This window comes from Nocardioides baekrokdamisoli (genome assembly GCF_003945325.1).
Classification (GTDB): Bacteria; Actinomycetota; Actinomycetes; order Propionibacteriales; family Nocardioidaceae; genus Nocardioides; species Nocardioides baekrokdamisoli.
This window is the reverse complement of the sequence record NZ_AP019307.1, coordinates 2,930,010-2,955,774: the sequence shown is the minus strand read 5'-3', so window position 1 is coordinate 2,955,774 and position 25,765 is coordinate 2,930,010. Positions and strand designations below refer to the sequence as shown.

28 protein-coding genes are annotated in these 25,765 nt (G+C 66.7%); 10 read left to right on the top strand and 18 right to left on the bottom strand.

Annotated features, from left to right (window positions below):
- Positions 1-3: 3 nt before the first annotated feature.
- Positions 4-828: a polysaccharide deacetylase family protein gene (locus KCTC_RS14545; protein ID WP_197715213.1), complete on the bottom strand. Its 825-nt coding sequence runs from the start codon at positions 826-828 to the stop codon at positions 4-6.
- Positions 829-904: 76 nt separating this feature from the next.
- Here KCTC_RS14545 and KCTC_RS14540 point away from each other — a divergent pair, with 76 nt between their 5' ends.
- Entirely contained in the window at positions 905-1,570 is a 666-nt protein-coding gene (locus KCTC_RS14540; RefSeq protein WP_125569919.1) for an SDR family NAD(P)-dependent oxidoreductase, read from the top strand.
- Here KCTC_RS14540 and KCTC_RS14535 read toward each other — a convergent pair whose 3' ends face one another.
- From KCTC_RS14535 to KCTC_RS14510, 6 genes are all read right to left on the bottom strand, one after another.
- A complete protein-coding gene (locus tag KCTC_RS14535) occupies positions 1,571-3,364 on the bottom strand; it encodes an acyl-CoA dehydrogenase (protein WP_125569918.1) in 1,794 nt (597 codons plus the stop codon).
- A gap of 271 nt (positions 3,365-3,635) precedes the next feature.
- Positions 3,636-4,283: a histidine phosphatase family protein gene (locus KCTC_RS14530; protein ID WP_125569917.1), complete on the bottom strand. Its 648-nt coding sequence runs from the start codon at positions 4,281-4,283 to the stop codon at positions 3,636-3,638.
- Entirely contained in the window at positions 4,280-5,371 is a 1,092-nt protein-coding gene (locus KCTC_RS14525; protein WP_125569916.1) for a phosphotransferase family protein, read from the bottom strand. Before KCTC_RS14525 ends, KCTC_RS14530 begins: the two co-directional genes overlap by 4 nt.
- Before the next feature lie 2 nt (positions 5,372-5,373).
- Positions 5,374-6,129 carry an SDR family oxidoreductase gene (locus KCTC_RS14520; RefSeq protein ID WP_125569915.1) on the bottom strand — a complete coding sequence of 252 codons (756 nt, stop codon included), beginning with the start codon at positions 6,127-6,129 and terminating at the stop codon, positions 5,374-5,376.
- Position 6,130: 1 nt separating this feature from the next.
- Positions 6,131-6,925: an SDR family NAD(P)-dependent oxidoreductase gene (locus KCTC_RS14515; RefSeq protein WP_164512613.1), complete on the bottom strand. Its 795-nt coding sequence runs from the start codon at positions 6,923-6,925 to the stop codon at positions 6,131-6,133.
- The gene (locus tag KCTC_RS14510) at positions 6,922-8,178 is read right to left on the bottom strand and encodes an acyl-CoA dehydrogenase family protein (protein WP_125569913.1); all 1,257 of its coding nucleotides are present in this window, start codon (positions 8,176-8,178) and stop codon (positions 6,922-6,924) included. The genes KCTC_RS14515 and KCTC_RS14510 overlap by 4 nt, the downstream gene beginning before the upstream one ends.
- Before the next feature lie 40 nt (positions 8,179-8,218).
- On the opposite strand from KCTC_RS14510, the gene KCTC_RS14505 reads away from it, so the two are divergent.
- Positions 8,219-8,791 (top strand): TetR/AcrR family transcriptional regulator, encoded by a 573-nt coding sequence (locus KCTC_RS14505; RefSeq protein WP_125569912.1) that lies wholly within the window; start codon positions 8,219-8,221, stop codon positions 8,789-8,791.
- A 192-nt stretch (positions 8,792-8,983) separates the two neighbouring features.
- Positions 8,984-9,499 carry a hypothetical protein gene (locus KCTC_RS14500; RefSeq protein ID WP_125569911.1) on the top strand — a complete coding sequence of 172 codons (516 nt, stop codon included), beginning with the start codon at positions 8,984-8,986 and terminating at the stop codon, positions 9,497-9,499.
- A 41-nt stretch (positions 9,500-9,540) separates the two neighbouring features.
- Here the strand turns inward: KCTC_RS14500 and KCTC_RS14495 are convergent, their stop codons facing one another.
- From KCTC_RS14495 to fabG, 6 genes are all read right to left on the bottom strand, one after another.
- Entirely contained in the window at positions 9,541-9,744 is a 204-nt protein-coding gene (locus KCTC_RS14495; RefSeq protein ID WP_125569910.1) for a cold-shock protein, read from the bottom strand.
- Positions 9,745-10,018: 274 nt separating this feature from the next.
- Positions 10,019-10,369, bottom strand: coding sequence for a DUF2568 domain-containing protein (locus KCTC_RS14490; RefSeq protein ID WP_164512612.1), 351 nt, complete (start codon positions 10,367-10,369; stop codon positions 10,019-10,021).
- A 7-nt stretch (positions 10,370-10,376) separates the two neighbouring features.
- The gene (locus KCTC_RS14485) at positions 10,377-10,991 is read right to left on the bottom strand and encodes a DUF4232 domain-containing protein (RefSeq protein WP_125569908.1); all 615 of its coding nucleotides are present in this window, start codon (positions 10,989-10,991) and stop codon (positions 10,377-10,379) included.
- 76 nt (positions 10,992-11,067) lie between these two features.
- Positions 11,068-11,898, bottom strand: coding sequence for a patatin-like phospholipase family protein (locus KCTC_RS14480; protein ID WP_125569907.1), 831 nt, complete (start codon positions 11,896-11,898; stop codon positions 11,068-11,070).
- 41 nt (positions 11,899-11,939) lie between these two features.
- A complete protein-coding gene (locus tag KCTC_RS14475; protein ID WP_269461435.1) occupies positions 11,940-12,398 on the bottom strand; it encodes a MaoC family dehydratase in 459 nt (152 codons plus the stop codon).
- Positions 12,398-13,150, bottom strand: coding sequence for a 3-oxoacyl-ACP reductase FabG (gene fabG / locus KCTC_RS14470; protein WP_125569906.1), 753 nt, complete (start codon positions 13,148-13,150; stop codon positions 12,398-12,400). Before fabG ends, KCTC_RS14475 begins: the two co-directional genes overlap by 1 nt.
- A gap of 101 nt (positions 13,151-13,251) precedes the next feature.
- Between fabG and KCTC_RS14465 the strand changes: the two genes are divergently transcribed.
- From KCTC_RS14465 to KCTC_RS14455, 3 genes are read left to right on the top strand one after another with little or no spacing between them, the layout of a single operon-like run.
- Complete coding sequence (locus tag KCTC_RS14465) at positions 13,252-13,635, top strand: VOC family protein (protein WP_125569905.1); 384 nt, start codon at positions 13,252-13,254, stop codon at positions 13,633-13,635.
- Entirely contained in the window at positions 13,632-14,513 is an 882-nt protein-coding gene (locus tag KCTC_RS14460) for a dioxygenase family protein (protein ID WP_125569904.1), read from the top strand. Before KCTC_RS14465 ends, KCTC_RS14460 begins: the two co-directional genes overlap by 4 nt.
- A 42-nt stretch (positions 14,514-14,555) precedes the next feature.
- The gene (locus KCTC_RS14455; protein WP_125569903.1) at positions 14,556-15,521 is read left to right on the top strand and encodes an NADPH:quinone oxidoreductase family protein; all 966 of its coding nucleotides are present in this window, start codon (positions 14,556-14,558) and stop codon (positions 15,519-15,521) included.
- A gap of 88 nt (positions 15,522-15,609) precedes the next feature.
- Here the strand turns inward: KCTC_RS14455 and KCTC_RS14450 are convergent, their stop codons facing one another.
- Positions 15,610-17,550 carry a phospholipase C gene (locus tag KCTC_RS14450; protein ID WP_231998766.1) on the bottom strand — a complete coding sequence of 647 codons (1,941 nt, stop codon included), beginning with the start codon at positions 17,548-17,550 and terminating at the stop codon, positions 15,610-15,612.
- Between the two features lie 205 nt (positions 17,551-17,755).
- Between KCTC_RS14450 and KCTC_RS14445 the strand changes: the two genes are divergently transcribed.
- Positions 17,756-18,304 (top strand): hypothetical protein, encoded by a 549-nt coding sequence (locus KCTC_RS14445; protein ID WP_125569902.1) that lies wholly within the window; start codon positions 17,756-17,758, stop codon positions 18,302-18,304.
- 62 nt (positions 18,305-18,366) lie between these two features.
- Here KCTC_RS14445 and KCTC_RS14440 read toward each other — a convergent pair whose 3' ends face one another.
- Genes KCTC_RS14440 through KCTC_RS14430 form a run of 3 tightly spaced genes read right to left on the bottom strand, consistent with a single transcriptional unit; the run spans position 18,367 to position 19,880 of the window.
- Entirely contained in the window at positions 18,367-18,828 is a 462-nt protein-coding gene (locus tag KCTC_RS14440) for a PaaI family thioesterase (protein WP_125569901.1), read from the bottom strand.
- On the bottom strand, positions 18,825-19,304 hold the full coding sequence (locus KCTC_RS14435; protein WP_197715212.1) for a PaaI family thioesterase: 480 nt from the start codon (positions 19,302-19,304) through the stop codon (positions 18,825-18,827). The genes KCTC_RS14440 and KCTC_RS14435 overlap by 4 nt, the downstream gene beginning before the upstream one ends.
- Before the next feature lie 9 nt (positions 19,305-19,313).
- Positions 19,314-19,880, bottom strand: coding sequence for a hypothetical protein (locus KCTC_RS14430; RefSeq protein ID WP_125569900.1), 567 nt, complete (start codon positions 19,878-19,880; stop codon positions 19,314-19,316).
- Between the two features lie 89 nt (positions 19,881-19,969).
- On the opposite strand from KCTC_RS14430, the gene KCTC_RS14425 reads away from it, so the two are divergent.
- The 3 genes from KCTC_RS14425 (at position 19,970) to icmF (ending at position 24,854) form a co-directional block, all read left to right on the top strand.
- Complete coding sequence (locus KCTC_RS14425) at positions 19,970-21,133, top strand: alpha-hydroxy-acid oxidizing protein (protein ID WP_231998765.1); 1,164 nt, start codon at positions 19,970-19,972, stop codon at positions 21,131-21,133.
- 26 nt (positions 21,134-21,159) lie between these two features.
- Complete coding sequence (locus KCTC_RS14420; RefSeq protein ID WP_125569899.1) at positions 21,160-21,657, top strand: MarR family winged helix-turn-helix transcriptional regulator; 498 nt, start codon at positions 21,160-21,162, stop codon at positions 21,655-21,657.
- Positions 21,658-21,752: 95 nt separating this feature from the next.
- The gene (icmF, locus tag KCTC_RS14415) at positions 21,753-24,854 is read left to right on the top strand and encodes a fused isobutyryl-CoA mutase/GTPase IcmF (protein ID WP_125569898.1); all 3,102 of its coding nucleotides are present in this window, start codon (positions 21,753-21,755) and stop codon (positions 24,852-24,854) included.
- A 44-nt stretch (positions 24,855-24,898) separates the two neighbouring features.
- On the opposite strand, the gene ppk2 is transcribed toward icmF, so the two are convergent.
- Positions 24,899-25,756 carry a polyphosphate kinase 2 gene (ppk2, locus tag KCTC_RS14410; protein WP_125569897.1) on the bottom strand — a complete coding sequence of 286 codons (858 nt, stop codon included), beginning with the start codon at positions 25,754-25,756 and terminating at the stop codon, positions 24,899-24,901.
- Between the last annotated feature and the right edge of the window lie 9 nt (positions 25,757-25,765).

Here is a 25,765-nt window from a genome sequence, read left to right as displayed (position 1 = left end):
AGGCTAGCGGCTGAAGTAGGTCTGACCGGGTCGGGTCGACCCGAGCAGTTGGCTCACCGTGACCAGGGTGAATCCCCGCTGGCGCAGACCCTTGATGATCGCCGGTACCGCGTCGACCGTACTCGAGTAGATGTCGTGCATCAGGATGATCGCGCCCGGCCGCGCCTCGTTGACCGCACGCTGGGCGACGACGCTCGTCTTCCGGTCGCGCCAGTCCATGGTGTCCACGTTCCAGAGGATCACCGGCATCCCGAGCCCACCGACCATGCGCGCGACCGTCGGATTCGTGGATCCGTACGGCGGCCGGAAAACGGCCGGCCACATCCGGGTCGCGGCTGCGATCTCGGTCCGTGCCCGGGCGAGTTCGACCAGCACGTCGTGGGGGCTGAGCCGGGTCAGGTCCTTGTGGTCCCAGGTGTGGTCACCGACCTCCTCGGTGGCGGCCGCGACATGGCGGGCAACGGTCGGGAACTTCTGGACCTGGATCCCGAGCATGAAGAACGTCGCGCGTGTGTGGGCAGCGCGGAGCGTACGCAGAAGTCGCTCGGTGTAGACGTCGGGACCGTCGTCGAAGGTCAGGGCGACGCATTTGGCGCGCCGGCAGTCGACGCGCGGCATGCGCCCGCCCGTGGCCACCGGCAGGGGTTCCACCGGTGGGCGCGCCGCCGAATTGATGGCGCCCGTCCGCCCGCCAGCGAGCGAAATCGCTGCGTGCGGGGCCCTGGTGCCCGGCTCGAATCCGGCGACGATCGAACTCGTGACAGCACTCACCGCAATCGCGACCGCGACAGCCGTGCAGGGCCCGAGGCGGGGAAGAACCAGAGGCATGCTCCGACGGTAACGGGATCGCGCGCACGGTTGCGAAGCCTCGCCGTTGTGCGATGAAACACGTCATGATGGGCCCATGAGCAGCCCTGTCTACGTCGTCATCGGTGCCGGTCCCGGTCTGGGTCTGGGGGTGTCGCGTCGCTTTGCCCGCAAGGGGTACGCCCCGGTCCTGATCGGCGCGACCGCCGAAGCCATGGAGCCGCTCACACAGACTCTCCGCGACGAGGGGTTCGAGGCGTACGCCGCCGGCCTGTCACTCACCGACGCGGACTCGATCACCGCCACGATCACGGAGATCGGTGAGGCGCGCGGGCGCATCGACGTACTCCACTTCAACCCGAGTGCGTGGCGCGAGAAGTCGCCGCTCGAGCTGACTCCCGCCGAGCTGCTCGAGGACGTCATGTTCGGCGCTGCGGCGCTGCTCCCGGCCCTCCAGGCGGCGCGTCCGTACATGTCGTCCGGCGCGCGTGTGCTGGTCACCGGCAGCGCCGCCGCGGACACCCCGTACGCCGGCGCCGCCTCGCTCGGCGTGCAGAAGGCCGCGGTCCGGAACCTCACCACGAGCATCGACAAGACACTGAAAGCCGACGGGATCCGCGCCGTCTGCGTCCAGATCAACGGCGAGCTCGGCAAGGAAGGACCGTTCTCGCCCCCGCCGATCGCGGACGCGATGTGGGCGGCCGTCAGCCGACCGGACGCGGACTGGACTGCGCAGGTCGCGTACTCCCCCGCTCGAGCCTGATCAGAACCAGGCGTCCTGCATCTCGTACGAGGTCAGGTCGCCGGCCGCGATCAAGTCCATCATCGGACCGATCTTCGGCAGTTCGGTGGCGAAGAAGTACCGACCGGCCTGACGCTTGCCGTTGTAGAAGTTGCCCTCGTTGATCCCGGCAACGATGAGCTGCTCCAGCCAGATCCAGGCGACGACGAGATGTCCGGCCGCCTCGAGGTAGACGGTCGCGTTGGCCATCATCTTCTCGGGATCACCGAGGCTCACCAGGCCGAACGTGACCTCGCCGAGGCGGTCGAGCTGCACCTTGAGCTGGGCGGCGTACTCCGCGAGATCGCCACCGGCCAGGGTGGCCCGGTTGATGGTCTGCTCGATCCGGCCAGCGAGCGCCATCAGACCTGCTCCGCCGTCCATCAGGATCTTGCGACCGAGGAGGTCGAGAGCCTGGACGCCGTGCGTACCCTCGTGGATCGGGTTGAGCCGCTGGTCGCGCCAGTGCTGCTCGATGTCGTAATCACGGGTGTAGCCGGCTCCGCCGAGCACCTGGATGGCCAGCGAGGTCGACTCCTGGCCCCACTGCGACGGCCACGACTTCACGATCGGAGTGAGGACCCCGAGGACCTGCGAAGCCTCACGGGCGGCGTCGCCCTCCAGAGTCGCCTCGTCGTCGAGCAGGCGTGCGCAGTAGAGCGTGAGACCGAGGGCGCCCTCGACGTACGCCTTCTGCGCGAGCAGCATTCGGCGTACGTCGGTGTGCTCGATGATGTTGACCTGCGGTGTGCTCTGATCACCGTCGGTTACCGAGCGACCCTGCGGCCGGGTGCGGGCGTACTCCAGCGATTTGAGGTAGGCCGCGGACGCAGTGCCGGTCGCCGCGGTGCCGACCGCCAGACGGGCGGCATTCATCATGTGGAACATGTACTTCAGGCCCTTGTGCGGCTCTCCGACGAGGTAGCCGACGGCGCCCGCCATGCCGCCCGGCGTGTACGCGCCGTCACCGAAGACCGGCGCAGTGTTGACCGTGCCACGCGAACCGAGCTTGTGGTTGATGCTCGAGAGCACCACGTCATTGCGCTCGCCGAGGCCGCCGTCCTCGTTGACCAGGAACTTCGGCACGACGAACAGCGAGATGCCCCTGGTGCCTGCCGGGGCGTCCGGCAGCTTGGCGAGGACGAGATGCACGATATTTTCCGCGATCTCGTGGTCACCACCCGAGATCCACATCTTCGATCCGAAGATCCGGTACGTGCCGTAGTCATCCGGGACGGCGCGCGTGATCACGTCGCCGAGCGAGGTCCCCGCATGCGGCTCCGACATCGCCATCGTGCCGAACCAACGGCCCTGCAGCATCGGGCGTACGAAGGTGTCCTTGATGTGGTCGTCGCCGTGTGCGGCGAGGAGGCTGGCGTTGGCCTGGGTGAGGAACGAGTAGCAGGCCGTACCGATGTTGGCGGCAGTGAACCAGGTGGCCGCTGCAGTGCCCACGGTCGAGGGCAGCTGCATGCCGCCGAACTCGTGGTCAGCCTGCAGCGCGAAACCGTCCATCTCGGCGAAGACCTTGAGCGCCTCACCGATCTCCGGGATCAGGGTGACCCTGGTGCCGTCGAACGTGGGCTCCTGCTCGTCGCTCTTGCGGAAATGGGTCGCGAAGTGATCGGTCGCGACCTGCTCGCACAGTTCGAGGAGTCCGTCGAAGTCAGCCTTGGAGAAGTCCTGGAAACGCTCACGGTCGGTGAGCGCCTCGACCTTCAGCCACTCGTTGAGCAGGAAGTCGAGGTTCCGGGCAGAGACGATGTTCGATGCCATGCGCCCATATTCCTACACAACTGTCGGAATTGGTGCCTCGGTCCACGCCGAAACCCGGCATCGGTCACGCCGAAACCCGGAACTTGTCAGCCGAGACCCGACGTTTGTCACCCCGAGACCCGACTCTGCCTGGGCCGCGAAAATGGATCCGGTCATCGCAGTACGGATGCCGGGTTTCGGCATGACCGATGCCGGGTTTCGGCGTGACGGATGCCGGGTTTCGGCGTGACCGATGCCGGGTCTCGGCGTGACCGATGCCGGGTTTCGGCGGTCAGCGGTAGCTGAGCAGCGCGCGGTCGTGTTCCAGGTGACTGTGCTCGTTGAAGGTCGACAGCGTGGCGCCGGAGCGGCCGGTGATCACCTTCGTGACCGCACTGTTGACTGCAACCCGGTTGAACCGTTGCCATAGGCTCGCGTCACCAGCCGTCAGACGTGATGCGACCACCCCGATCGGGCCGCCCGAGGTGACGACCACCGTCACACCTGACGCGACAGCGGCTCGGTCGAGCGCTTCGTCGACGCGGCCGGTGAACTGACCGAACGATTCGTCGTACTCATGGTCGTACCCACCGCTGATCCATCGCCCGGTGGCGTCCTCGAAGAAGCGCTGGAAGCCCGCATGGTCGAGATCGGGTTCGGGTGCGATCGGGTGGACCGCGAGGACCTTGAGGAAGTCGAACTCATTCCAGCCCTCATCGATGGTCGGTTCCGGTCCCCCGCCGAGTCCGTCCAGGATGCCTGCCGCGGTCTCGTCGTGGCGACGCATCCGGCCACGCACGATCCGGTCCGGGCGTACGCCCCGTGCCTTGAGCGCCGCACCGAGAATCCGTGCCTGCTCGTGACCGAGGTCGGAGAGCGCGTCGTAATCGGCGGCCCCGAAGGACGCCTGGCCGTGCCTGACCAGGAGCAACACACTCATACGCTCGCGCCCGGAGCGGGCAGGCCGGCAACCTGACGCGCACGGTCGCCGAGCATGTTCACGAAGACCCAGAAGTGCTCGAAGCGGGGGTTCGTGGTCTGGCCGTGGTGGTAGCGGTAGTAGATCTGCTGCGCGATCCCGGCAAGCCGGAACAGGCCGTACGCCTCGTAGAACTTCCACTCCTCGTCGGTGACGCTGAGCCCCGACTTCTCGCTGTAGTACGCGACCACCTCGGCGCGACTCAGCATGCCCGGCGCGTTCGACGGCTGCATCCGGACGAACTGCCACATGTCGTCGTCGCTGGCTTCGATCCAGTACGACAGGACGCAGCCCAGATCCATGAGCGGGTCGCCGAGGGTCGCCAACTCCCAGTCGAGCAGGCCGATCGGCCGAGTCGGATCCGCATCGCTGAACACGACGTTGTCGAACCGGAAGTCGTTGTGGATCAGGCAGCTACCGCGATCGGCCGGCTGGTTGGCCGCCAGCCACGCCATCAGATCCTCCATGTCGGAGACGTTGTCGGTGACCACGTTGCGATAGCGCGTGGTCCACCCACCGATCTGACGCGCTACATATCCCTCGCCCTTGCCGAGTGCATCGAGTCCGGCAGCGGCAGGGTCCACCGCATGCAGGTCGACCAGCAGGTCCAGGGTGTTGATGCACAACTCCCGGGTCTGCGCGGCGGTGAGCTCGACATCGAAGTCCTTGCGCGGGATCGATCCGACAAGGCGCTCCATTACGTAGAAGTCGGACCCCAGCACCGTCTCGTCCGTGCAGAGCGCGACCATCGGAGCGACGTACGGGAAGACCGGTGCCAGCGCAGCCTGGATCCGGTACTCCCGACCCATGTCGTGGGCACCGGCGGCCTTCGTCCCGGCAGGCGGGCGTCGGAGGATCAGGTCCTGGTTCGGGTAGCGGAGCAGGTAGGTCAGGTTCGAGGCGCCGCCGGGGAACTGGCGTACGTCCGGCAGCCCGTCACCCCACGCAGACGCGTCGGCGGCACCGCGGAGCCAGGCATCGACCGTCGCCACATCGAACGCATCCTCGTCGCGGACCTGTCTTGCTCCCAGCCTTTCTGTATCGGACACGACTAGAAGATCCTCCGCACGATTCCCATCGGAGCGTTCTTCAGGGCGAAACCGAGCGGGACCCACGGCCAGGACGGCACCAGCGCCTTCTCCTTGCGCTTCTCGATCGCGTCGACCATGGCACGTACGCCGGTCTGCGTGTCGACCATGAACTTCGTCTGCTGCGCGACCTTCTCGTTCATCTCCGAACGGATGTAGCCCGGGTAGATGATCGAGACGTCGATGCCCTTCTTCTTGACGTTCTCGTTGAGCAGCCCCTCGGCGAGCGCTGCGACGCCGGCCTTGGTGGCGGCGTACGTGGTGATCGTCTTGCGCATGCCTCGCATCGCTGACACCGAGGAGATCATCACGAGGTGGCCGCTGCTCTGGGCACGGAAGATCTCCATGGCGGCCTCGGTCTGGGCGAGCGCGGCCACGAAGTTGGTCATTGCAGTCTGCCGATTGGCGTCGTAGCGGCCGGTGCCGAGCGGGGCACCCTTGCCGAGGCCGGCGTTGATGATGACGCGGTCGAGCTGGCCGAATTCGGCGGCGACCTCGCGGAACACCGCAAAGACGGCTTCGTCGTCGTTGACGTCGAGCGCCTTCGTGATGACCTTGCGGTCCGTGTGCTTCGCGGTGATCTCGGCTGCCAGTTCGTCCAGCCGCTCGGTACGCCGCGCGGTGATCGCCAGGCCGTACCCGAGGTCGGCGAACTGGCGCGCCATCTCGGCGCCCAGGCCGGAACTGGCGCCGGTGATCAGAATCGTGCCCTTGGTCATGTCATCGTCCTTCGTCGGTACGTTCGGCCATGGCGCGGAGCCGCGCCCCGAAGCCGTACTGGGTCTTGTCATAGAGTTTTCGGGCGTACTTCTTGGTGAGGTACCCCTTGCGAGCAGGCTTGTCGGGGATCACCAACAGCAGGCGCTTGTCGAGTCCCTGAACGACCTTGGCCGCCACGTCATCGGCCGTCAACGTCGCGTTGTTGACCATCTTCGCCGCGACTCGTGCCATCAGCTCGTCGGAGCCGTTGAGCGAGGAGGCCAGGTTGGTCCGGAAGAACGCTGGGCAGATCGCCGAGACCGCGATCCCCCACGGCGCCAACTCGTACGCCAGCGACTCGCTCACCCCGACGACGGCGGCCTTCACCGCGACATAGGACGAGGATCCCGGTGGGTGTACGAGGCCCGCGGCGCTCGCGGTGTTGGCGATGTGACCGGCGCCCGCTTCCTTCATCATCGGGACGAAGGTCTGACAGCCGCGTACGACCCCGAGCAGGTTGATGTCGATCACTCGCTCCCACTCGTACATCGGCTCGACGTCGATCCGACCGCCGGTCGCGATCCCGGCATTGTTGATCAGCAGGTCGAGACCGCCCCACATGTCCTGAACCCAGATCCGGGCACGGTCCCAGTGGGCGTCGGAGGTGACGTTGAGTTGCAGGTAGTCGGCACCCTTCGGGGCGTCGAAGTTCGGGGCGACGTCGGTGACCAGGACCTGGTCTCCACGCTTGAGGTACTGGGCGGCAAGCGCCGCACCTAGACCCGAGGCCCCGCCAGTGATGAGGACCCGGCTCACTTGCCATACCTCATCAGTTCGAGGCGGGCGATCAGCCCCAGGTGGACCTCGTCGGGGCCGTCGGCGAACCGCAGCGACCGCGCGCCGGTCCAGGCAGCCGCCAACGGGAAGTCGTCGGTCAGCCCGGCACCGCCGTGGATCTGCATCGCGAAGTCGATGACGTCGAGCGCCATCCGCGGCGCTGCGACCTTGATCTGGGAGACCTCGCTGATGGCATTCATCGAGCCGCCGACGTCAAGCTTCCAGGCAGCATTGAGGACGAGCAACCGGGTCGACTCGATCGCGATCCGGGCCTGGGCCACCCGTTCGCGGTTGCCGCCCAGATTGATGATCGGTTTGCCGAAGGCCGTACGCGACGTGCCGCGCTCGATCGCCAACTCCAACGACCTCTCGGCCAGCCCGATCAGCCGCATGCAGTGGTGGATCCGGCCCGGACCCAGCCGACCCTGCGCGATCGCGAACGCCTCGCCCGGCCCGGCGATGAAGTTGTCGAGCGGGACGCGTACGTCCGTCAACGACACCTCGCCGTGGCCGTGGGGCTCGTCGAAGTAGCCCATCGTGGTGAGCAGCCGCTCGACCTTCACGCCGGGAGTACGCCGCGGGACCAGGACCATCGAGTGCCGGCGGTGCCGGTCAGCTTCGGGGTCGGTGAGCGCCATCACGATGAAGATCTCGCAGTCCTCGTGGCCCACACCCGTGGAGAACCACTTGGTGCCGTTGAGGACGATCTCGTCGCCGTCGATGATCGCGGTGACCTCCATGTTGGTGGCATCACTCGACGCGACCGCCGGCTCGGTCATCAGGAAAGCGCTGCGGATCCGGCCGTCGAGCAGCGGTTCGAGCCACTCGTCCTTCTGTGCCTGGTTGCCGTACTTGAGCAGCACTTCCATGTTGCCGGTGTCGGGCGCGTTGCAGTTGAAGACGTACGGCGCGATGAACGATCGGCCGGTGAGCTCGGCGATCGGTGCGTAGTCGACGTTCGACAGGCCGGTGCCGCCGAGGGTGCCGTACTTCTGGGCGTACGGACCCTCATGGCCGGCCGGCAGGAAGAGGTTCCACAGACCTGCGGCGCGGGCTTTGGCCTGGAGCTCGGCCATGATCGGGAGCTCGTGCCAGTTGCTACCGTCGCCGGACTCGCGGCGGCACTTGATCTCGCGGTGGTACTCGGCCTCGACCGGCTCGATCTCGGTCTGGATGAAGTCCTTGACGAGCGCGGTCAGCTCCGCAGCTCGCGGGGAGGGTGAGAAGTCCATGTCCTTGACTCTGCCACATTGTTGAGCAATGCTCAATAGCATGTCAGAGGTTGTCGGACGAACCCGATTGAGTCCCGACGAGCGGCGCCGCCAACTCCTCGGCATCGGTCTGCGCATGCTCGTCGAGCGCCCGATCCAGGATCTCTCGATCGACGCCGTCGCCTCCGAGGCCGGCATCTCGCGCGGCCTGCTGTTCCACTACTTCCCCACCAAGACGGACTACTACGACGCCGTGATCGGTGCCGCCCTTCGGCGCGTACGCCGCAACGTCGCGCCGGACGCGGACTGCTCCCCCGACGATGCGATCGCGCAGTTCGTCGAGCGCTTCTACGCCCAGATCGAACGCCGCCGCGAGTTCTACGTCGCCCTGGTCTTCGGCAACGGCTCGCTCTCCCTCGGAGGCGCCGACGTCGAGTCCCATCGCATGGTCATCACCCAGGCACTGGTTGATGCGGCTGACATGCCATCAGCCTCGGCCACCGTCGTCCACAGTTGGCTGGCCTACGTCGAGGACCGCGCCCTGCAGTGGGCGCTGGACCCGCGCGAGGCGCCGCTCGAGGCCGAGGTGGCGCATTGTGTACGAGCGCTCGATGCACTCCTCGCCCTAGGGTGACCGGGCCGCGGCGTACCTGCGAATACACCTAAGTCCGCTGGCGCCCGGGCATGTGCGCTCAGCAGACGTCCGAGCTTCAGACTTCGGTGTATCCGCAGGTACAGCGCCTCACCGATCGCAGGCTCATGACTTCGGACTACTCCGATCGGACGCTGCGACCGACCGGACGTACACCTCAGAATGTCTTTTCGGATGAGCCGCCCGGCCCCGGCACCGGACGACGATGTCGGTGTGAGTGTTGTGGTGACCGGGTATGACCAGACCGCCGTGGATGTCGGTGTCTTCTACCGTCCGGACGGTGCCTCGAGGACCGCGATCCGGCCGCCGTTCGGCCACTTCACCTTCGGCGCCGTGGGCTGTTCGCTCACCGCGCCCGGCCCGTCACGGCGACCGCGGCGTACGTTCGCCTGGAGGGACGTCGTCGGCGCGGAGAGCACCCGGTTCGGGGTCCTGTTCCGCTTCGCCGACCCCACCGAGTCGGTCGAGGTCGGGACCGTACGACAGGCCGAGCGCCTGCGTCTCATCGCCGCCGCACGGACGTACTGCCCTGCCGGCACCTTCGAGGACCTCATCGGTCAGGGTGACGCGACCCAGAGCACGGCGAGCACCGTCCGTCGGTCGACGGCTTGGGTGCGCGCGCTTCACGTACGGGTGCCACTCGTAGGCTGGACCCACAACGCACGAAGGCGACAACCAGAGCAGACATGACGTCTGCCTCGGTTGCCGCCTTCGGCTTGTTTGAAGCTAGATCAGGAGAGACGCACGTTCTCGGCCTGCGGACCCTTCGGGCCCTGAACCGCGTCGTACTCGACACGGTCGTTCTCGTTCAGCGACTTGTAGCCGCTGCCCTGGATGGCCGAGAAGTGCACGAACAGGTCGGCGCTTCCGTCCTCGGGGGCGATGAAGCCGAAGCCCTTCTCACCGTTGAACCACTTCACAGTTCCCTTAGCCATGATGGCAATTCCTTTCGGGACAGGTCCGGTTCACGCACCGTGCGATCGCCGGGGTCACGTACATGGACGGACGACACAACCGGAAACGAATCACCGGAGACCTACGTCAAGCACTGCATTTGATCCAGCGCGCTCAAAACGAGAAGGACTACTGCTAACCGAGCGATACGTTACGGCATGGGGAGCGGCGGGGGCGAGTCCCCGGCACGGATTTGTCTGCGCGTCGCCCAGATTTTGCCTCCGAAACGCCAACCGAACCCCCGACTCGCAGCGATCAGGTCGTCTCACCGGTCGGTCCGAGGGCGTCCATGGCGGCTCTGACGCTCCGCATCTGCGCCAGCGCATTGATCACCACGGAGAACGCCAGCATCGCGATGGCGAGGGCGTGGTGACCGGCCGCCCAGAGGCCCGCGCTGGCGAGACCGAAGACGATCACCTTGGTCAACGGCCGGACGACGGGCCCGCCCCACCGCGCCTTCGGGGACGCGAACGCCCACCAGACCAGGACGACGACGATCGGCATGACAACGGCAAGGAATACGCCGACATGCCCACCCCAGACACCGGCCGCCACGGCCGCGAGCACCTCGTCCAGGAAGACGAGCGCGAGGATCAGGATCGCCACGACGCGATCAGTGCATCCCGCCGCCGGTGCCGGCGACCACCGGATGGACCTGGATCTCGCACCTCGGCATCATCGCCGTGCCCGCGCCCACCGCGACCGTCTGGTTCGGCGGCGTCACCATGAGGCTGTACGACCCGCAGTTGGTGATCGATCCCTGCGGTACGTCGCTGGCCTCGACCAGCGCGGAAGCCGAGGCACCCGCTGCCAGAGTGATCGTGGCGATGCCGGTGGCCCCGCCGGCCATGCCGGACAGGGTGTGCTGGGCGTGAGCGACGGTGGCGCCTGCGGCTGTCACGAGGTCGACTCTCGGATAACCGACGATCCGGCAGGCAGTGTGACCGACGTTGTTGAAGATGAGGACGAAGGCGAGGTGTCCCGCCGCTCCTTGGGACTCACCGTTGATGACCCGGATGTTGCTCGTGCAGAGCGGGACGGACGGAGTAGTCGGTGTCGGTGTCGGGATCATCGACGGACTGGCGCTCGTGGTGGGCGATCCGGCGGACGTGCTCGGCACCGCCGGCGTACTCGAACTCGATGGGGTGCTCGAACCGCAGGCGCCGAGCGCGAGGGCGGCTCCCACAGCTGCGACTCCGACAGTTGTCCGGCGAATCATCGTTGTCATGCGTACGCTCCTGGATCCGAGCCCCCGATGCCGTCAAGGATCCCGCATCCGACGCCCCCGGCGCCAGCACACTGAGTCACTGGTGCCGATGCCCTCGGTCGGAGGCGAGCGCGAGGTGCTGCTGTTGCAACCAGGCCTCGGTCTGCCGTCGGGCATCGTCGATCAAGTGGCCGGACTGGCTGAAGTCGGTCGGCAGGACGTTGACCGGACAAAGCGGCGGCGCAACCTTGAGGTCAACGGTCTCGGCGTACTCGGCGATGTCCAGGTTCAGACGCTCCTCGATCGCGACGCTGAAGGCGTGCAACATCATCGCCAGCGCGGTCTTCGGCGGCGCGGTCAGGCCACATGCGTGGCCGGTCGACAGCACCCACAACTCGTCGGCGCCCAGCGCGACTGCCTGGGAGATCGGGGTGTTGTTGGCAATGCCACCGTCCATGAGTTCGACGCCGTCGACGGTCACCGGCGGGAAGATTCCCGGGATCGCCGCGCTCGCGAGGACCGCATCAACGGCGGACCCGCGGTTGAGCAGCAGGTCATGTCCGGTGAGGACGTCTGTTGCGACGACGTGGAACGGGATCGGGGCGTCCTCCATCCGCTCGAACGTCACGTACTGCGTCAGGAGCCGACGCAACGGACCGTCGCTGACGAGATGGTCACGTAGCCCGACAAAACCCAGGAACCCACCGATGAGATCGATCGGGTAGACGTCCCTGCGCCTCAACGTCCGCCACAGTTGCGCCAACTCACCAGCCGAGCGACCACCGGCGATCCAGGCACCGTTGAACGCGCCCACCGAGGTGCCAACGATTAGATCCGGCCGGATCCCGGCGTCTTCGAGCGCGACCAGCATGCCCGCCTGAGCGGCCCCGAGATTGCCTCCGCCGGAGAGAACGAGTGCCCGTGTCACGTCTCCAGCATGCCGCGCCGTTGGCAGCCTCGAAAGGTGCGTTACGGGACGAGTACGACCAGCATCTCGATCACACAGGCCGGCTTGTCGGACCCTTCGAGCTCGATCGTGATGGTCGTGGCCATCTGGAAGCCCAGCGCCGTCGGGGTGACGGCCTTGAGCAGCACTCCCCCACGCAGGCGCGAGCCGACCGGCACCGGTGCGATGAAACGCACCTTGTCGGAGCCGTAGTTCAGCGCCGCCTTCACGCCGTCGATCCGGTAGACCTGCTGGCCGAAGACCGGCATCAACGACAGTGTCAGGAACCCGTGCGCAATCGTCGTCCCGAACGGACCGTCCGCGGCTCTCTCCGGGTCGACATGGATCCATTGGTGATCACCCGTCGCATCGGCGAACGCGTCGATCCGGTCCTGGGTGATCGTGAGCCACTCCGAGAAGCCGAGGTGCTCCCCGACCGACGCCTGCAGTTCCTCGACACCGGAGAAGACGCGCACCGCCATCAGGCCTTCGGGCCGCCAGCGACGTACATGACCTGGCCGCTGATGTAGCCGGCCCCTTCGCTGGCGAAGAACGAGACCGCGTGCGCGATGTCGGCGGGCTGCCCGACCCGCGGGACCGGCGTCTGCGAGGCGACCGCGTTCTTGAAGTCCTCGTAGTCCACGCCCATCCGGTCGGCGGTGGCCTTGGTCATCTCGGTCTCGATGAAGCCCGGGCCGACCACATTGGCGGTCACGCCGAACTTGCCGAGCTCGATCGCGAGAGCCTTGGTCATGCCCTGCAAACCGGCCTTGGCGGCGGAGTAGTTGGCCTGGCCACGGTTGCCGAGTGCGGAGATCGAAGACATGTTGATGATGCGGCCGAAGTTGGCCTTGGTCATGTAGCCCTGGACGGCCTTGGTCGTGTTGAACGCGCCACGAAGGTGGACGCTCATGACAGCGTCCCAGTCCTCGACGGTCATCTTGAAGATCAGGTTGTCGCGGATGATGCCGGCGTTGTTGACCAGGACGGTCGGCTCGCCGAGCTCCTTCGTCACGCGCTCTACGGCGAGCTCGACCGCGATCGGGTCGGACACGTCCGCGCCGACAGCCAGAGCCTTGCCGCCCGCAGCGGTGATCCGCTCGACGACCGCGTCACAGTCGCGCTCGTTGAGATCGAGCACCGCGACCTGCATGCCGTCGGCGGCGAGGCGCTCGGAGATTGCAGCACCGATACCGCGCGCGGCTCCGGTGACGATGGCGGTACGTACGGTCATGGCTGCTCTCCTCACATCAGGGTCCGGGACAACCCTGCCTGAGGCGAGGGTTTCATGCCAGTGCCCTTGAACCTGTCGGTGGTGCCTGATTGGCTCGGTCCATGACCACAGTCCAGTCCATTGCCACTGCCATGTTCACGGTGTCCTCGCAGGACGAGGCCATCACGTTCTACCGCGACACCCTCGGCTGGGAGGTGCGTACCGACGTCACCTTCGGCGAGGGCGACGAGCAGGGCCGCTGGGTCGAGGTCGCCCCGCGCGGTTCGCACGCCGTCCTCGCCCTCAACGAGTTCCAGGGCGGCGTGCCAGGCGGCGGTGCCATCGGCGTCGAGTCGACCGACGTACGCGCCGAGCGGGAGGCCCTTGCCGCAGCTGGCGTCACCGTCGGCGAGATCATGGGCGGGGAGGGCGCGGTGCCGTTGATGTTCTCCGCCAGCGACCGCGACGGGAACAACATCTGGGTGGTTGCCGTTTCAACTTCATGAGCACTTCCACTGCGGCAGCTGACGCGACGATCCCGACGACACATCCGTTCGCGGCGCATCTGCGTACGGTCTCCTCATTGGCGCCGCAGCCGGAGTGGACGCCCGCGTACGGCCCGCTGCCGGCGCTCTACCTCGGACACGGCGCTCCGATGCTCTTCGAGATGAGCGACTGGATGATGCAGTTGCACACCTGGGCGCGGTCGCTGCCCAAGCCGAAGGCCATCCTCATCGTCTCGGCCCACTGGGAGCATGCCCCGGCCGCGATCTCAGCGTCGGCGCCGTCCGAACTGGTCTACGATTTCGGCGGTTTCGCGCCGGTGTACTACACGATGCGGTACGACACCCCGGTCGCCTCGGAGTTGGCCGCCACCGTGAGCGCGCTGATGCCGGACACCGAACCACTGCACCAACACCGCACCCGTGGACTGGACCACGGTGCTTGGGTGCCACTGAAAATCATGTACCCCGAGGCGGACATCCCGGTCCTGCAACTCTCGATGCCGACGCATGACCCGGAGCGGTTGCTCAACCTCGGTCGGCGGCTGCGGACGCTGCGTGACGAGGGCGTCCTGGTGATCGGCTCCGGCTACATGACCCACGGCCTGCCGTACATCGACTGGCACGATCCGACCGCGATCCCGGGCTGGTCGCGCGACTTCGATCTCTGGGCTGCCGAGACCATGGCTCGCGGGGCCGTGGACGAGTTGTCGGACTACCGACGGCTCGCGCCGGGCCTGCCGTACGCCCACCCCACGGTCGAGCACTTCACGCCGTTGTTCATCACGCTCGGGGCGGCGGAGGATCCCACCGCGGCTCCGGCAACCGCGATCGACGGGTTCGCGATCGGGCTGTCGAAGCGGTCCATCCAGGTCGCCTGAGCGCCTCGCCTAGCTGCAGTGCGTACGCACTAGTCTCGCGACATGCGCGCTGCACAGGTGATCACCCTCGACGGGCCGGCTGCGATCGAGATCCGGGAGGTCGAGGAGCCGTCGGCCGCGACAGTGTTCGGTGAGCAATGCGTTGTCGACGTTCATGCCGTCGGCGTCGCCTTCCCGGACCTGTTGCTCTCCAAGGGCGAGTACCAGATGAAGCCGGAGCCGCCGTTCACCCTCGGCACCGACTACGCCGGCGTGATCCGGTCGGCACCTGCAGACTCCGGTTTCAAGCCCGGCGACCGCGTCGCCGGCGTCGGCCTCGGTGGCGCCGCCGAGGTGGCCGGGTCGTCAGCGGCCATGCTCTTCCCGTTGCCGGACTCGCTGTCCTTCGAGAAGGCGGCGGCCATGCCGATGAACTACCTCACCGCCCAGTTCGCTCTGAAGACCCGCGCTGGGATCCAGCCGGGCGAGACTGTCCTGATCCACGGCGCGGCAGGCGGAGTGGGCACTGCGACCATCCAGGTCGCCAAGGGGTACGGAGCCCGCTCGATCGCCGTCGTCTCCACCGACGAGAAAGCCGAGGTCGCCGCGCGTGCCGGTACCGACGAGGTCATCCGGGTCGAGGAATTCCGCGACCGGGCGCGGAGTCTCGGCGTGGACGTCGTGATGGACGTGGTCGGTGGTGATCTCTTCACCGACTCGCTGCGGGCGTTGGCGCCATTCGGTCGACTGCTGGTCGTCGGCTTCGTCGGTGGCGAGATCCCCGAGCTCAAGATCAACCGACTGTTGCTCAGCAACATCGACGCGCGCGGGGTGAACTGGGGCGGCTACACGTTCGTCCGCCCCGGCTACATGAGGGCTCAGTGGGACGAGCTCCTGCCGATGATGGAGGCCGGCGTGATCGACCCGCCGATCGGAGACGTACTCCCGTTGGAATCGATCAGTCAGGCGCTGATCGATCTGGAGGAGCGGCGTACCGTCGCGAAGACGGTGCTGACCCTCGGGCGGTAGCTGCCAGACGCCCGGCCTCACTCCGGTCGTCTCGGCGATGCGGAAGGGGCCCGGTCCGAAGACCGAGCCCCTTCGTGAACGAATCAGGTCAGCGGGCTGACGAGATCGTGTAGTACGCCAACTGCGCCCAGCCCGGACCCCGGAAGATGACCCGGAACCAGCGGTGGAACGCACCGGTCGCCTTGCCGGAGATCGTGAAGGTGCTCGGGCTGACCTGCGTGAACTTCAGACCCGCCGGGAGCGAACCCCCGGACACCTGCATCTGCAGCGCGCCGGGGACCGTCCTGGTCACCGACCCGGAGTGGCCGATGTGGAAGGTCGGCAGACCGGCCTGTGACACCGTGACCTGCGTCTGGATGCTGCCGTTCGGTGCCATCAGCAGGCGCTGCATCACCGGACGGGCGAAGTTGAACATCCCGTTCAACGAACCTGCGGTGGCATCGAAGCTGCCGCCGCCGATGCGGCCCAGCGACCAGTTGTTCTCGATGAACTGCAGGATCGAGGACTGGGTCGTCAACGTGTGGTCGACGTGGTTGACCTTCGCGTACGGCGAGATGACGATCAGCGGCTGGCGCATGCCCGGGCCACAACGATCGCTGAAACCACCGAGCATTGGCACACCGGCGGTGTGGGCGGCGATGCAGAGCGGGCCGTCACCCTGGTTCGGCTGATAGCTCAGCGTGGTGTCGTTGCTGGAGTTGAGGACGCCCGCATTGACGTGGTCGTACCAACCGTCGGAGTCGTCGTACGCGAGCACGATCGCGGTGTTCTTCCAGTAGGGCGAGGACTCGATCGCGTTGATCTCGTGGACGAGGAAGTGCTGCTCGTCGATCGGGTCGGAGTACGCGGCGTGGCCGTCCTGGTAGCCCGCAGCCTTCAGGTACGACACGGCCGGGAGGCTGCCAGCAGCCAGAGCCTGGTCGAACGCCGTCAGGTCGTACTGGTGGTTGGCCTGGTCGGTGTGGCCGATCATCGCGACCGAGGTCGGCGGCAGGTGGTGCGGGTTGGCCGTCGAGGCGTAGTACTGGAACGGCTCGTGGTGGGCGATGTAGTCACCCTTCGTACCCCACTGGGTCGACGTCGCGGGCTGGCCACTGACCGGCTCGCCCGTGCCGCCGAGCGCATCGCCGACGTTGTGGTTGGAGGTGCACGTCGCCTTCGTGCCCGGGCCCGCGTACGCGGTGTTCGGCGCGAATCCACCCTGGAACCAGCCCCAGGTGAGGCCCTTGGCGTTGAGCAGGTCGCCGACGTTCTTCTGCGTCGGGTCCGCGGTGCCGGCCACGTTGCGGGTCGAGCAGTCATCGAACGCAGGCTGCGGGTCGTTGACGATCGTGCCGACGCCGTTCACGTCCGGGCTGACCACGTCGTTGCCGGTGGTAGGAGCAGCCTGCGGCACCCCGTTCGCCGTCGTGTACGACTGGAAGCCGTGGGTGTTGCCGGAGATCAGGCTGATCGCACCGGGCGCGGAGGGGCCGAAGACGTCGGAGAACGAGTTGTCGGACATCGCAAAGCGGTTCGCGTAGTTCCACTCAGCGGTGACCGAGTTGCCGTCGTAGTACGCCATCCCGAGACCAGTCGTCCCGTACGTCGGTGCCGCGCAGGTGTCCGTCGAGGTGTTCTGGACGAACTTGTCCATCAGACCGCTGTTGTACGCCATCTGCTCGGGGCGGTAGTCGTGGTCCTGGTCGCAGGTGATCTGCTGCGCCGTGCCACCCAGGCGCATCGGCTGCACGCTGTTCGGGTTGTTCGTCAGGAGGCCCGCGCTCTTGAGCGTGTTCACGTTCGGGACCGGACCCATGTGTCGGTACTTCGTCCCGTCGGTGTTGGCGGCCGTCGGGTAGGTGGCGAAGTAGTGATCGAAGGAGACGTTCTCCTGGAAGATCACGACGACGTGCTTGATCGGGGTGGTGGTCGCCGGGGTGGCGGCGGCTGCCGGGCTGGCGGTCGAGGAGAACGCGGTGCCTGCGATGGCAGCCACGCCGACGCCCGCGAGGATGCCTTGCATCCGGCGCGATGGACGTACGAGCATGAGAATTGAGCCTTCCGTTGCGGGTCAGCGCACGCCGGGTTCTCGGCGTACCCGGCCAACCTCGGGGCACGGGGTGTCATCGCGCCGGTGCTCTCCTGAACCGGCGGTGAACATGCAGAGGCGTCACAGAAGCAGCGCACCTTCTGCGAGACTGCACGCACAAGACCGCCGCCATCCGGGCCGGTCCGAGGGACGAGGATTCCCGATGAAGAAGCTTCTCGCCGGCGCCGCGTTGGCATCCGTCGCCACCATCTCGCTCACGGCATGCGGCGGCTCCTCCGCCGACCCGGTCGCAACCCAGGCCAAGACATCCATCGCGAAGGAACTCACCGCGAACGCAACGACCGCGAGCGACCCGTTCAAGGACGCGACCAAGGCCAGTTGTGTTGCCAACAACGTCGTGGACAAGATCGGCACCAAGGCTCTGATCGGCTACGGCCTCATCGACGCCCAGGGCAACGCAACCAAGGCCAAGTTGGACAGCGCCAAGGCCAGCAAGGCCGACGCCACCTCGCTCGTCGACAGCCTCTTCAGTTGCGCGGGGCCCGAACTGATGGCTCAGTTCCAGACAACGATGGCCGGACGCGAGGCCTCAGCCCCGCCCGCTGCGAAGGCCTGCCTGACCGCGTTGTTCACGGAGGACACCTTCCGCACCATCCTGGTCGCCCAGATGGAGGGCAGCAGCTCGGCGGATGCCGTGGCCACCATGAAGGACATCCAGACCAAGGCGGCGGCCTGCGCCGCGATGAAGTGACGCTCTGACCACCCTGACGAGGGGCTGTCCGGTTCGCCGGGCAGCCCCTCGTCGTTCGTGGTTCAGTCCAGGAACTTCGGCAGGTCGATCGGCAACCCTTTGCCGGGCAGCGCCATCACCGTGGAGGTCGCGTGCGCGATGAGTCGTCCCGCCGCGTCACGGACGTACGCCTCGGTGTAGCTCAGCGTCCGGCCCGGACGGATGCAGCGACCCTCGGTGAGCAGGCGACCGGCGTTCGGCGGGACGGCTTCCAGGTAGTTGAGCTTGAGGTCGACGTTGACCAGTCCGGTGTCGTGCGGCAGGCGTACGAACGCGGCCCAGAAGGTGGCGGTGTCGAGCAGCGATGCGAGGACTCCCCCATGGACGATGCCGTACGGCTGCAGGTGGCGTTCGGCCACCTCCAGACCCACGACGCAGCGGTCGGGCTCGAGTTCGGTGAGCTCCATACCCAGCAGGTGCGGGTAGCTGCCGTGTCTGACCAGGTCTCTGACCGCGTCCAGATACGCCGGGTTCGGGGTGCTCATTCGTTCTCCTCCAGGTACTTCGGCAGGTCGATCGCCAGACCCTTGCCGGCCAGCGTCAGCACGCTCGACATGCCGTGCGCGACGACGTGCCCGCGCTCATCACGAACGTACGCCTCGGCGTAGCTCAGCCGCCGGCCCGGACGCAGGCAACGCCCCTCGGCGATCAGCCGCCGCGCACCCTTCGGCACGGCTTCGAGGTAGTTCACCCGCAGGTCGACATTGGCCACCCCGGCATCAGCAGGAGCGCGTACGAACGCCGACCAGAAGGTCGCGGTGTCGATCAACGAGGCCATCACTCCCCCGGCGACGGTGCCACGCAGCTGCAGGTGATGGTCCTCGATGTCCAGCACGACCAGCGCCCGGTCGCACTCGAGCTCGGTGATGCCGAGCCCCATCCAGGTCCGGTACGGCGACAGCGCCGCGTCGGCGAGGACCGCCTCGATGTAGGCCGGGTTCGGCCTCAACTGATCAACCACGGCGCCAACCTAGCTACCGAGGAAGATGCCCACGATCGCCGCCCAGATCCCGCCTTCGATCGCAGCCCGCTTCAGGCCGGTGATGGGCGGTAGACGGTAGTCGAGATCAGGCTCCTCGCCCCGGGCGACGGCGGCCGCGCGCAGGACCTCACGTGCCACCAGATCAGCCTTCGACGGGGTGGACCGCTTCTGCGACCAGATCGAGTTCCCGAAGGCGCCGAAACTCTCCTCGTGGCCGTTTCTGGTGACGAAGACCAACCCCTGACGCGCCACACACTTCACCTCAACAATGTCGCGCACTGGAATCCGACGAGTCCGAAGGAACACCATCGACAACTCAGTCGCACTGAGGACCAGCCGCCAGCGGAACAGGACTACCGGAATCCCGACGATCCATGCGCAGTCGCCGAGCGTGAAGATGAGCCAGCTCTTCGTCGTCATCGGGCCGGTGATCGCCAGCGTGATCGTGGCGCCCAGAAGGACAATGCCAGTCAGCGTCAGGGCGGCTCGGCTGCCGACACTCGGTCGCCACACCTTCTCATCGGAGAAGATCGCTTTCGGCGGCTCGTTGAACATGACGCACAGGGTGCCAGAATCGACGAGGAGTCGAAGAGTCGCCGACCCAACCGGGTGCGAGCCACGAGCTGTGCTGCGAAGATCCGGTTGTGGCGAACTTCAGTGACTTCAACATGGGCATCTACCTGACCGGCCTCAGCGGGCAGAAGCCGCCGTTCCCCCTGACGTACGCAGGCATGGAGGAACTGGCGAAGTCGAAACTCGACCCGGAGCTGTACGACTACGTCGCCGGCGGTTCGGGCGACGAGGCGACCCAGCGCGGGAACGTCGATGCCTTCGCCGGGTGGGGCGTCGTACCGCGGATGCTTTCCGGCGCGGCGGAGCGCGACCTGTCGATCGAGCTGTTCGGCAGGACGTACGCCACTCCGCTGATGATGGCGCCGATCGGTGTCCTGGGAGTGATGCACGAATCCGGACACGGAGACCTCGAGGCGGCTCGTGCGGCCGCAGCGACCGGCATCCCGATGATCGGGTCGACGCTGATGCAGGACCCGATGGAGACGGTGGCGGCCGAACTCGGATCGACACCCGGCTTCTACCAGCTCTACACACCGAATGACCGCGAGGTGGCCGAGTCCCTGGTCCGGCGTGCCGAGGCCGCCGGGTACGCCGGGATCGTGGTCACCCTCGACACCTGGACCCTCGGTTGGAGGCCCCGCGACCTGCAGCACGCGACGTTCCCGCAACTGCGGGGCTACTGCCTGGAGAACTACTTCTCCGACCCGGTCTTCCGGTCCCGACTCGCGAAGACCCCCGAAGAGGACCGGGACGCCGCGACCTTCACGTGGGCGCTGATGTTCGGCAACCCGGGCCTGTCCTGGGACGACCTCCAGTGGCTGCGGGACCTGACCGACCTGCCGCTGATCCTCAAGGGCATCTGCCACCCCGACGACGTACGTCGTGCCCGCGACGGCGGTGTCGACGGGATCTACTGCTCGACCCACGGCGGGCGCCAGGTCGCATCGGCACCGGCCCTCGGCTTCCTGCCCGGCGTGGTCGCGGCTGCCGAGGGGATGCCGGTGGTCTTCGATTCGGGCGTACGCACCGGTGTCGATGTGGTGAAGGCGCTCGCCCTCGGAGCCACTGCGGTCGCCGTCGGACGCCCGTACGGCTGGGGCGTCGCGGCGGGTGGTGCCGCCGGAGCCGAGCACGTACTGCGCTGCATCCTGGCCGAGGCCGACCTCACCATGGGACTCAACGGGTACCGCACCATCGCCGATATCACGCCAGACATGCTCGTCCGGCTTCCGTGAGGACCACCGCGTCTAAGGTGTCGCCCATGACCGATGTGGACCCGATCGCGGAAGCGCAGCGCCAGTGGGAGGCCCACGGCTGGCGCGAGGCCGCACCGGGCATGACCATGGTCACCCAGTTGGTCCGGGTCCAGCAGTTGCTGCAGGGGCGGATCGATGCCGTCCTGCGACCGTTCAACCTGAGCTTCGCCCGCTACGAGATCCTGCGCCTGCTGGCCTTCTCGCGCTCGGGTTCGATGCCGATGACGCGGCTCGGGTCGCTGCTCCAGGTGCACGCCGCCTCCGTGACATCGGCGGTCACCCGGCTGGAGGCGCAGGGCTTCGCGGAGCGCGTACGTGACAAGGACGACCGTCGGATCGTGCGTGCATCGATCACGGAGAAGGGCCGCAGCGTCGTCGACAGCGCGACGGTCCAGTTGAACGAGACCGTCTTCGAGCAGCCGCAACTCTCCGAGGACCAGGTGGCCGAACTGAGCGCGCTGCTCAGCACCTACCGGCTCGCCACGGGCGACCTTCCGCAGTAGCAGCGCATTCCGCATTCCGAGCCGGCGACGTTCGAGTCCCGGTCGGGTTGTAGCGTACGATTGTTTTACTTGGACTTCTAACTATTGGTGGCCAAATGACTTCGTACGCACCTCGGCACCACGTTCGCGTGGTGACCGCATCGAGCCTGTTCGACGGCCACGACGCCTCGATCAACATCATGCGTCGGATCTTCCAGAGCATGGGCTGCGAGGTCATTCACCTCGGCCACAACCGCTCGGTCGACGAGGTCGCCACCGCAGCGGTCGAGGAGGACGTCCACATTGTCGCGGTTTCGTCCTACCAGGGCGGCCACATCGAATACTTCGAATACCTCGCCGAGTCGCTCAAGCAGCGCGGCGCAAGCCACATCCAGATCGTCGGCGGCGGCGGTGGCGTCATCATTCCGAGTGAGATCGAGCGGCTCGCCAAGGCAGGCGTACGCATCTTCTCCCCCGAGGACGGTCAGCGGCTCGGACTCGTCGGCATGATCCAGAGCATCGTCGAACAGGCGGACGTCGACCTCTGGGACGTCGCGCCCGCGAATATCGACGCGGTCCTCGCCGGCGACAGAACAGCACTGGCGCGCGCCGTCACGGGCGAGGAAGATGCACGTCTGACAGACGATGACCGTGCGCGGCTGCGGGCGCACGCGGCCATCCCTGTCCTCGGGATCACCGGAACCGGCGGCGCGGGCAAGTCATCGCTGACCGATGAACTCGTCCGCCGGTTCCGGATCGATCAGGGCGACAAACTCCGGATCGCGGTCATTGCCATCGACCCGTCGCGCCGCAAGGGCGGCGGCGCATTGCTGGGCGACCGGATCCGCGCCAACGCGTTGGGCGAGCAGGTGTACTTCCGTTCGCTGGCGACCCGCGGGGCCCACGAGGTACCGGCGTACCTGACGAACGTCATCGAGGTCGTCAAGGCGGCCGGATTCGATCTCGTGATCATCGAGACTCCCGGCATCGGTCAGGGCGACGCGGCGATCGTCCCCTTCGTCGACGCGTCGCTCTATGTGATGACACCGGAGTTCGGGGCCGCGTCCCAGTTGGAGAAGATCGACATGCTCGACTTCGCCGATGCGGTTGCCATCAACAAGTTCGAGCGCCGCGGCGCGGAGGACGCGCTGCGTGACGTAGGCCGCCAGATGGCGCGCAACCGGGGCGAGTTCGGCAAGAGCCCCGACGAGTTGCCGGTGTTCGGCACCTCGGCAGCCACCTTCAACGACGACGGCGTGACCGCGCTGTACCAGTTCCTGCGCGACCACCTCGCGGGTCTCGGGCTCCCCGTCACCGAGGGGCTGCTCCCCCACATCGAGGGCCACCGTTCGACCCACACCCAACACGTGATCCCCACCGATCGTGAGCGTTACCTCAGCGAGATCTCCTCCACCGTGCGCGGCTATCACGCCGCCACCGAGGAACTCGCCGAAGCAGCCGCCAACAACCAGGCGATCGAGCGCGTACGCGCGATGGGCTCACGTGCCCGTCGGGCCATCCGTGCTGCGGAACCACTGGCCGAGAGCGTCCAGACCCAGCTGGACGAATGGCCGGCGACGGTCGCCAGAGAGGCTGCGCAGACGCGTACGTCGCTGAGCGGATCACTGGTCCCCAAGGTCGCGCTCCCACGGTTCACCGAGCACGCCGAATTGGTGCGCTACTTCCGCCGCGAGAACCTTCCCGGCCGATTCCCCTTCACCGCTGGCGTCTTCGACTACAAGCGCACCAACGAGGACCCGGCCCGGATGTTCGCCGGCGAAGGAGACCCGGCGCGTACGAACCGACGCTTCAAGATGCTGTCCGCCGGGCTCGAGGCGACCCGATTGTCGACTGCCTTCGACTCGGTCACCCTGTACGGCCGCGATCCCGCCGAACGACCCGACATCTACGGCAAGGTCGGCACCTCCGGGGTGTCGGTCGCAACGCTCGACGACATGAAGCAGCTCTACGACGGCTTCGATCTGATCGCACCGACCACCTCGGTGAGCATGACCATCAACGGGCCGGCGCCGACCGTCCTGGCGTACTTCCTCAACACCGTCATCGACCAGGCCAAGGAGCAGGGTGTCGAGCCGGCCGAGGCGTTGCGGCGCGTACGCGGCACAGTGCAGGCCGACATCCTCAAGGAGGACCAGGGGCAGAACACCTGCCTCTTCTCGACTGAGTTCTCGCTGCGGCTGATGGCCGACATCCAGGAGTGGTTCATCGCGAACGAGGTGCGGAACTTCTACTCCGTCTCGATCTCCGGCTATCACATCGCCGAGGCCGGGGCGAACCCGATCAGTCAGCTCGCCTTCACACTGTCCAACGGGTTCACGTACGTCGAGGCCTACCTCGCGCGCGGGATGAAGATCGACGACTTCGCACCGAACCTGTCGTTCTTCTTCTCCTCCGGCATGGATCCCGAGTACGCGGTCCTGGGCCGGGTGGCCCGTCGGATCTGGGCGGTCGCGATGCGCGACAGGTATGGCGCCTCGGAGCGGTCCCAGAAACTGAAGTTCCACGTCCAGACCAGTGGTCGTTCGCTGCACGCCCAGGAGATGGCGTTCAACGACATCCGGACGACCCTGCAGGCTCTGACCGCGCTGTACGACAACGCGAATTCGCTGCATACCAACGCGTACGACGAGGCGATCACGACCCCAACCGAGGAATCGGTCCGCCGTGCGATGGCGATCCAGTTGATCATCAACCGCGAGTGGGGCCTGTCGATGAACGAGAACCCACTGCAGGGATCGTTCATCATCGACGAACTCACCGACCTCGTGGAGGAAGCGGTGCTCAAGGAGTTCGACAAGATCTCCGAACGCGGCGGCGTCCTCGGCGCGATGGAGACCGGCTACCAGCGCGGCCGGATCCAGGACGAGTCAATGCTGTACGAGCACCGCAAGCACGATGGTTCGTTGCCGATCATCGGTGTCAACACCTTCCGCAACCCGAGTGGAGACGATGCCCACGGGCCGGTCGAGTTGGCCCGAGCGACGGAGGATGAGAAGCGGTCGCAGCTCGAACGGGTCGAGGCCTTCCGTACGTCCCACGTCGCGGAGGCCGAACCGGCACTGGCCCGCCTGCGGGAGGCGGCGGTCAGCGGCGAGAACGTCTTCGCGGTCCTGATGGAGGCGGCGCGGGTCTGTTCACTCGGACAGATCACCGAAGCCTTCTTCGAGGTTGGGGGCCAGTACCGGCGCAACGTCTGACGGATGCCGGGTTTGGGCATGACGGATGCCGGGTCTCGGCGGGGTCAGAAGAGTTGAGGGACGAAGGTCTGCTCGCTCATCGGCGGGCGTACGTACTTCTCCTTGCGCATGGTGGGCAGGACGACCTCGGCGGGCGTGACGTCCTCGTAGTCGAACTGGCTGAGCAGGTGGCTGATGCAGTTGAGTCGGGCCGCCCTCTTGTCGTCCGAGGGCACGACGAACCACGGCGCCTGCTTGGTGTCGGTGTATTGGAACGTGGTGTCCTTCGCCATCGAGTAGCGGATGTAGAGCTCATGCTCGGCGAGGTCCATGTCGGAGAGCTTCCACCGCTTCCAGGGTTCTGCGTTGCGCGCCTCGAACCGCTTGCGTTGCTCCTCGTACGACACCGAGAACCAGTACTTGATCAGCACGATCCCGCTGCGTACGAGCATCCGCTCGAACTCGGGCGTTGTGCGCAGGAACTCCTGATGCTCCTCCGGCGTGCAGAAGTCCATGACCCACTCGACGTTCGAGCGGTTGTACCAGGAGCGGTCGAACAGGACCATCTCACCGGCGGCGGGCAAGTGGGCGACATAGCGTTGGAAGTACCACTGCGTCCGCTCGCGCTCGGTCGGCTTCGGCAGCGCCCGGATCTTGACCGTACGCGGGCTGGTGCGCTCGGTGATCGTCTTGATCACGCCGCCCTTGCCCGCCGATCCACGGCCCTCGAAGATCACCAGGACCTTCAGCCCCTGCTGCTGGATCCAGTACTGCAACTGCACCAACTGTTCCTGCAGATGATCGATCTCCCGGTCGTACACCTCGCTCCTGAGCTTGCCGGACGACGTGTAGTCCGACGGGTCGCCGCGGTGCGGCACGAACCCGGCGTCGTCGGCACCCTCGGGAAGGATCAGGTCGGTCATCGTTCGCCC

Excerpts from the sequence above, each read along its gene's own strand:
- KCTC_RS14535 (WP_125569918.1), bottom strand. The coding sequence starts at position 3,364 with ATGGCATCGAACATCGTCTCTGCCCGGAACCTCGACTTCCTGCTCAAC.
- KCTC_RS14460 (WP_125569904.1), top strand. The coding sequence starts at position 13,632 with ATGAGCACTTCCACTGCGGCAGCTGACGCGACGATCCCGACGACACAT.
- KCTC_RS14495 (WP_125569910.1), bottom strand. The coding sequence starts at position 9,744 with ATGGCTAAGGGAACTGTGAAGTGGTTCAACGGTGAGAAGGGCTTCGGC.
- KCTC_RS14475 (WP_269461435.1), bottom strand. The coding sequence starts at position 12,398 with ATGGCGGTGCGCGTCTTCTCCGGTGTCGAGGAACTGCAGGCGTCGGTC.
- KCTC_RS14420 (WP_125569899.1), top strand. The coding sequence starts at position 21,160 with ATGACCGATGTGGACCCGATCGCGGAAGCGCAGCGCCAGTGGGAGGCC.
- KCTC_RS14455 (WP_125569903.1), top strand. The coding sequence starts at position 14,556 with ATGCGCGCTGCACAGGTGATCACCCTCGACGGGCCGGCTGCGATCGAG.
- KCTC_RS14530 (WP_125569917.1), bottom strand. The coding sequence starts at position 4,283 with ATGAGTGTGTTGCTCCTGGTCAGGCACGGCCAGGCGTCCTTCGGGGCC.
- KCTC_RS14430 (WP_125569900.1), bottom strand. The coding sequence starts at position 19,880 with ATGTTCAACGAGCCGCCGAAAGCGATCTTCTCCGATGAGAAGGTGTGG.
- KCTC_RS14520 (WP_125569915.1), bottom strand. The coding sequence starts at position 6,129 with ATGACCAAGGGCACGATTCTGATCACCGGCGCCAGTTCCGGCCTGGGC.
- KCTC_RS14450 (WP_231998766.1), bottom strand. The coding sequence starts at position 17,550 with ATGCTCGTACGTCCATCGCGCCGGATGCAAGGCATCCTCGCGGGCGTC.
- fabG (WP_125569906.1), bottom strand. The coding sequence starts at position 13,150 with ATGACCGTACGTACCGCCATCGTCACCGGAGCCGCGCGCGGTATCGGT.
- KCTC_RS14440 (WP_125569901.1), bottom strand. The coding sequence starts at position 18,828 with ATGAGCACCCCGAACCCGGCGTATCTGGACGCGGTCAGAGACCTGGTC.
- KCTC_RS14540 (WP_125569919.1), top strand. The coding sequence starts at position 905 with ATGAGCAGCCCTGTCTACGTCGTCATCGGTGCCGGTCCCGGTCTGGGT.
- KCTC_RS14445 (WP_125569902.1), top strand. The coding sequence starts at position 17,756 with ATGAAGAAGCTTCTCGCCGGCGCCGCGTTGGCATCCGTCGCCACCATC.
- KCTC_RS14500 (WP_125569911.1), top strand. The coding sequence starts at position 8,984 with ATGAGCCGCCCGGCCCCGGCACCGGACGACGATGTCGGTGTGAGTGTT.
- KCTC_RS14545 (WP_197715213.1), bottom strand. The coding sequence starts at position 828 with ATGCCTCTGGTTCTTCCCCGCCTCGGGCCCTGCACGGCTGTCGCGGTC.
- KCTC_RS14505 (WP_125569912.1), top strand. The coding sequence starts at position 8,219 with ATGTCAGAGGTTGTCGGACGAACCCGATTGAGTCCCGACGAGCGGCGC.
- KCTC_RS14485 (WP_125569908.1), bottom strand. The coding sequence starts at position 10,991 with ATGACAACGATGATTCGCCGGACAACTGTCGGAGTCGCAGCTGTGGGA.
- ppk2 (WP_125569897.1), bottom strand. The coding sequence starts at position 25,756 with ATGACCGACCTGATCCTTCCCGAGGGTGCCGACGACGCCGGGTTCGTG.
- KCTC_RS14510 (WP_125569913.1), bottom strand. The coding sequence starts at position 8,178 with ATGGACTTCTCACCCTCCCCGCGAGCTGCGGAGCTGACCGCGCTCGTC.
- KCTC_RS14465 (WP_125569905.1), top strand. The coding sequence starts at position 13,252 with ATGACCACAGTCCAGTCCATTGCCACTGCCATGTTCACGGTGTCCTCG.
- icmF (WP_125569898.1), top strand. The coding sequence starts at position 21,753 with ATGACTTCGTACGCACCTCGGCACCACGTTCGCGTGGTGACCGCATCG.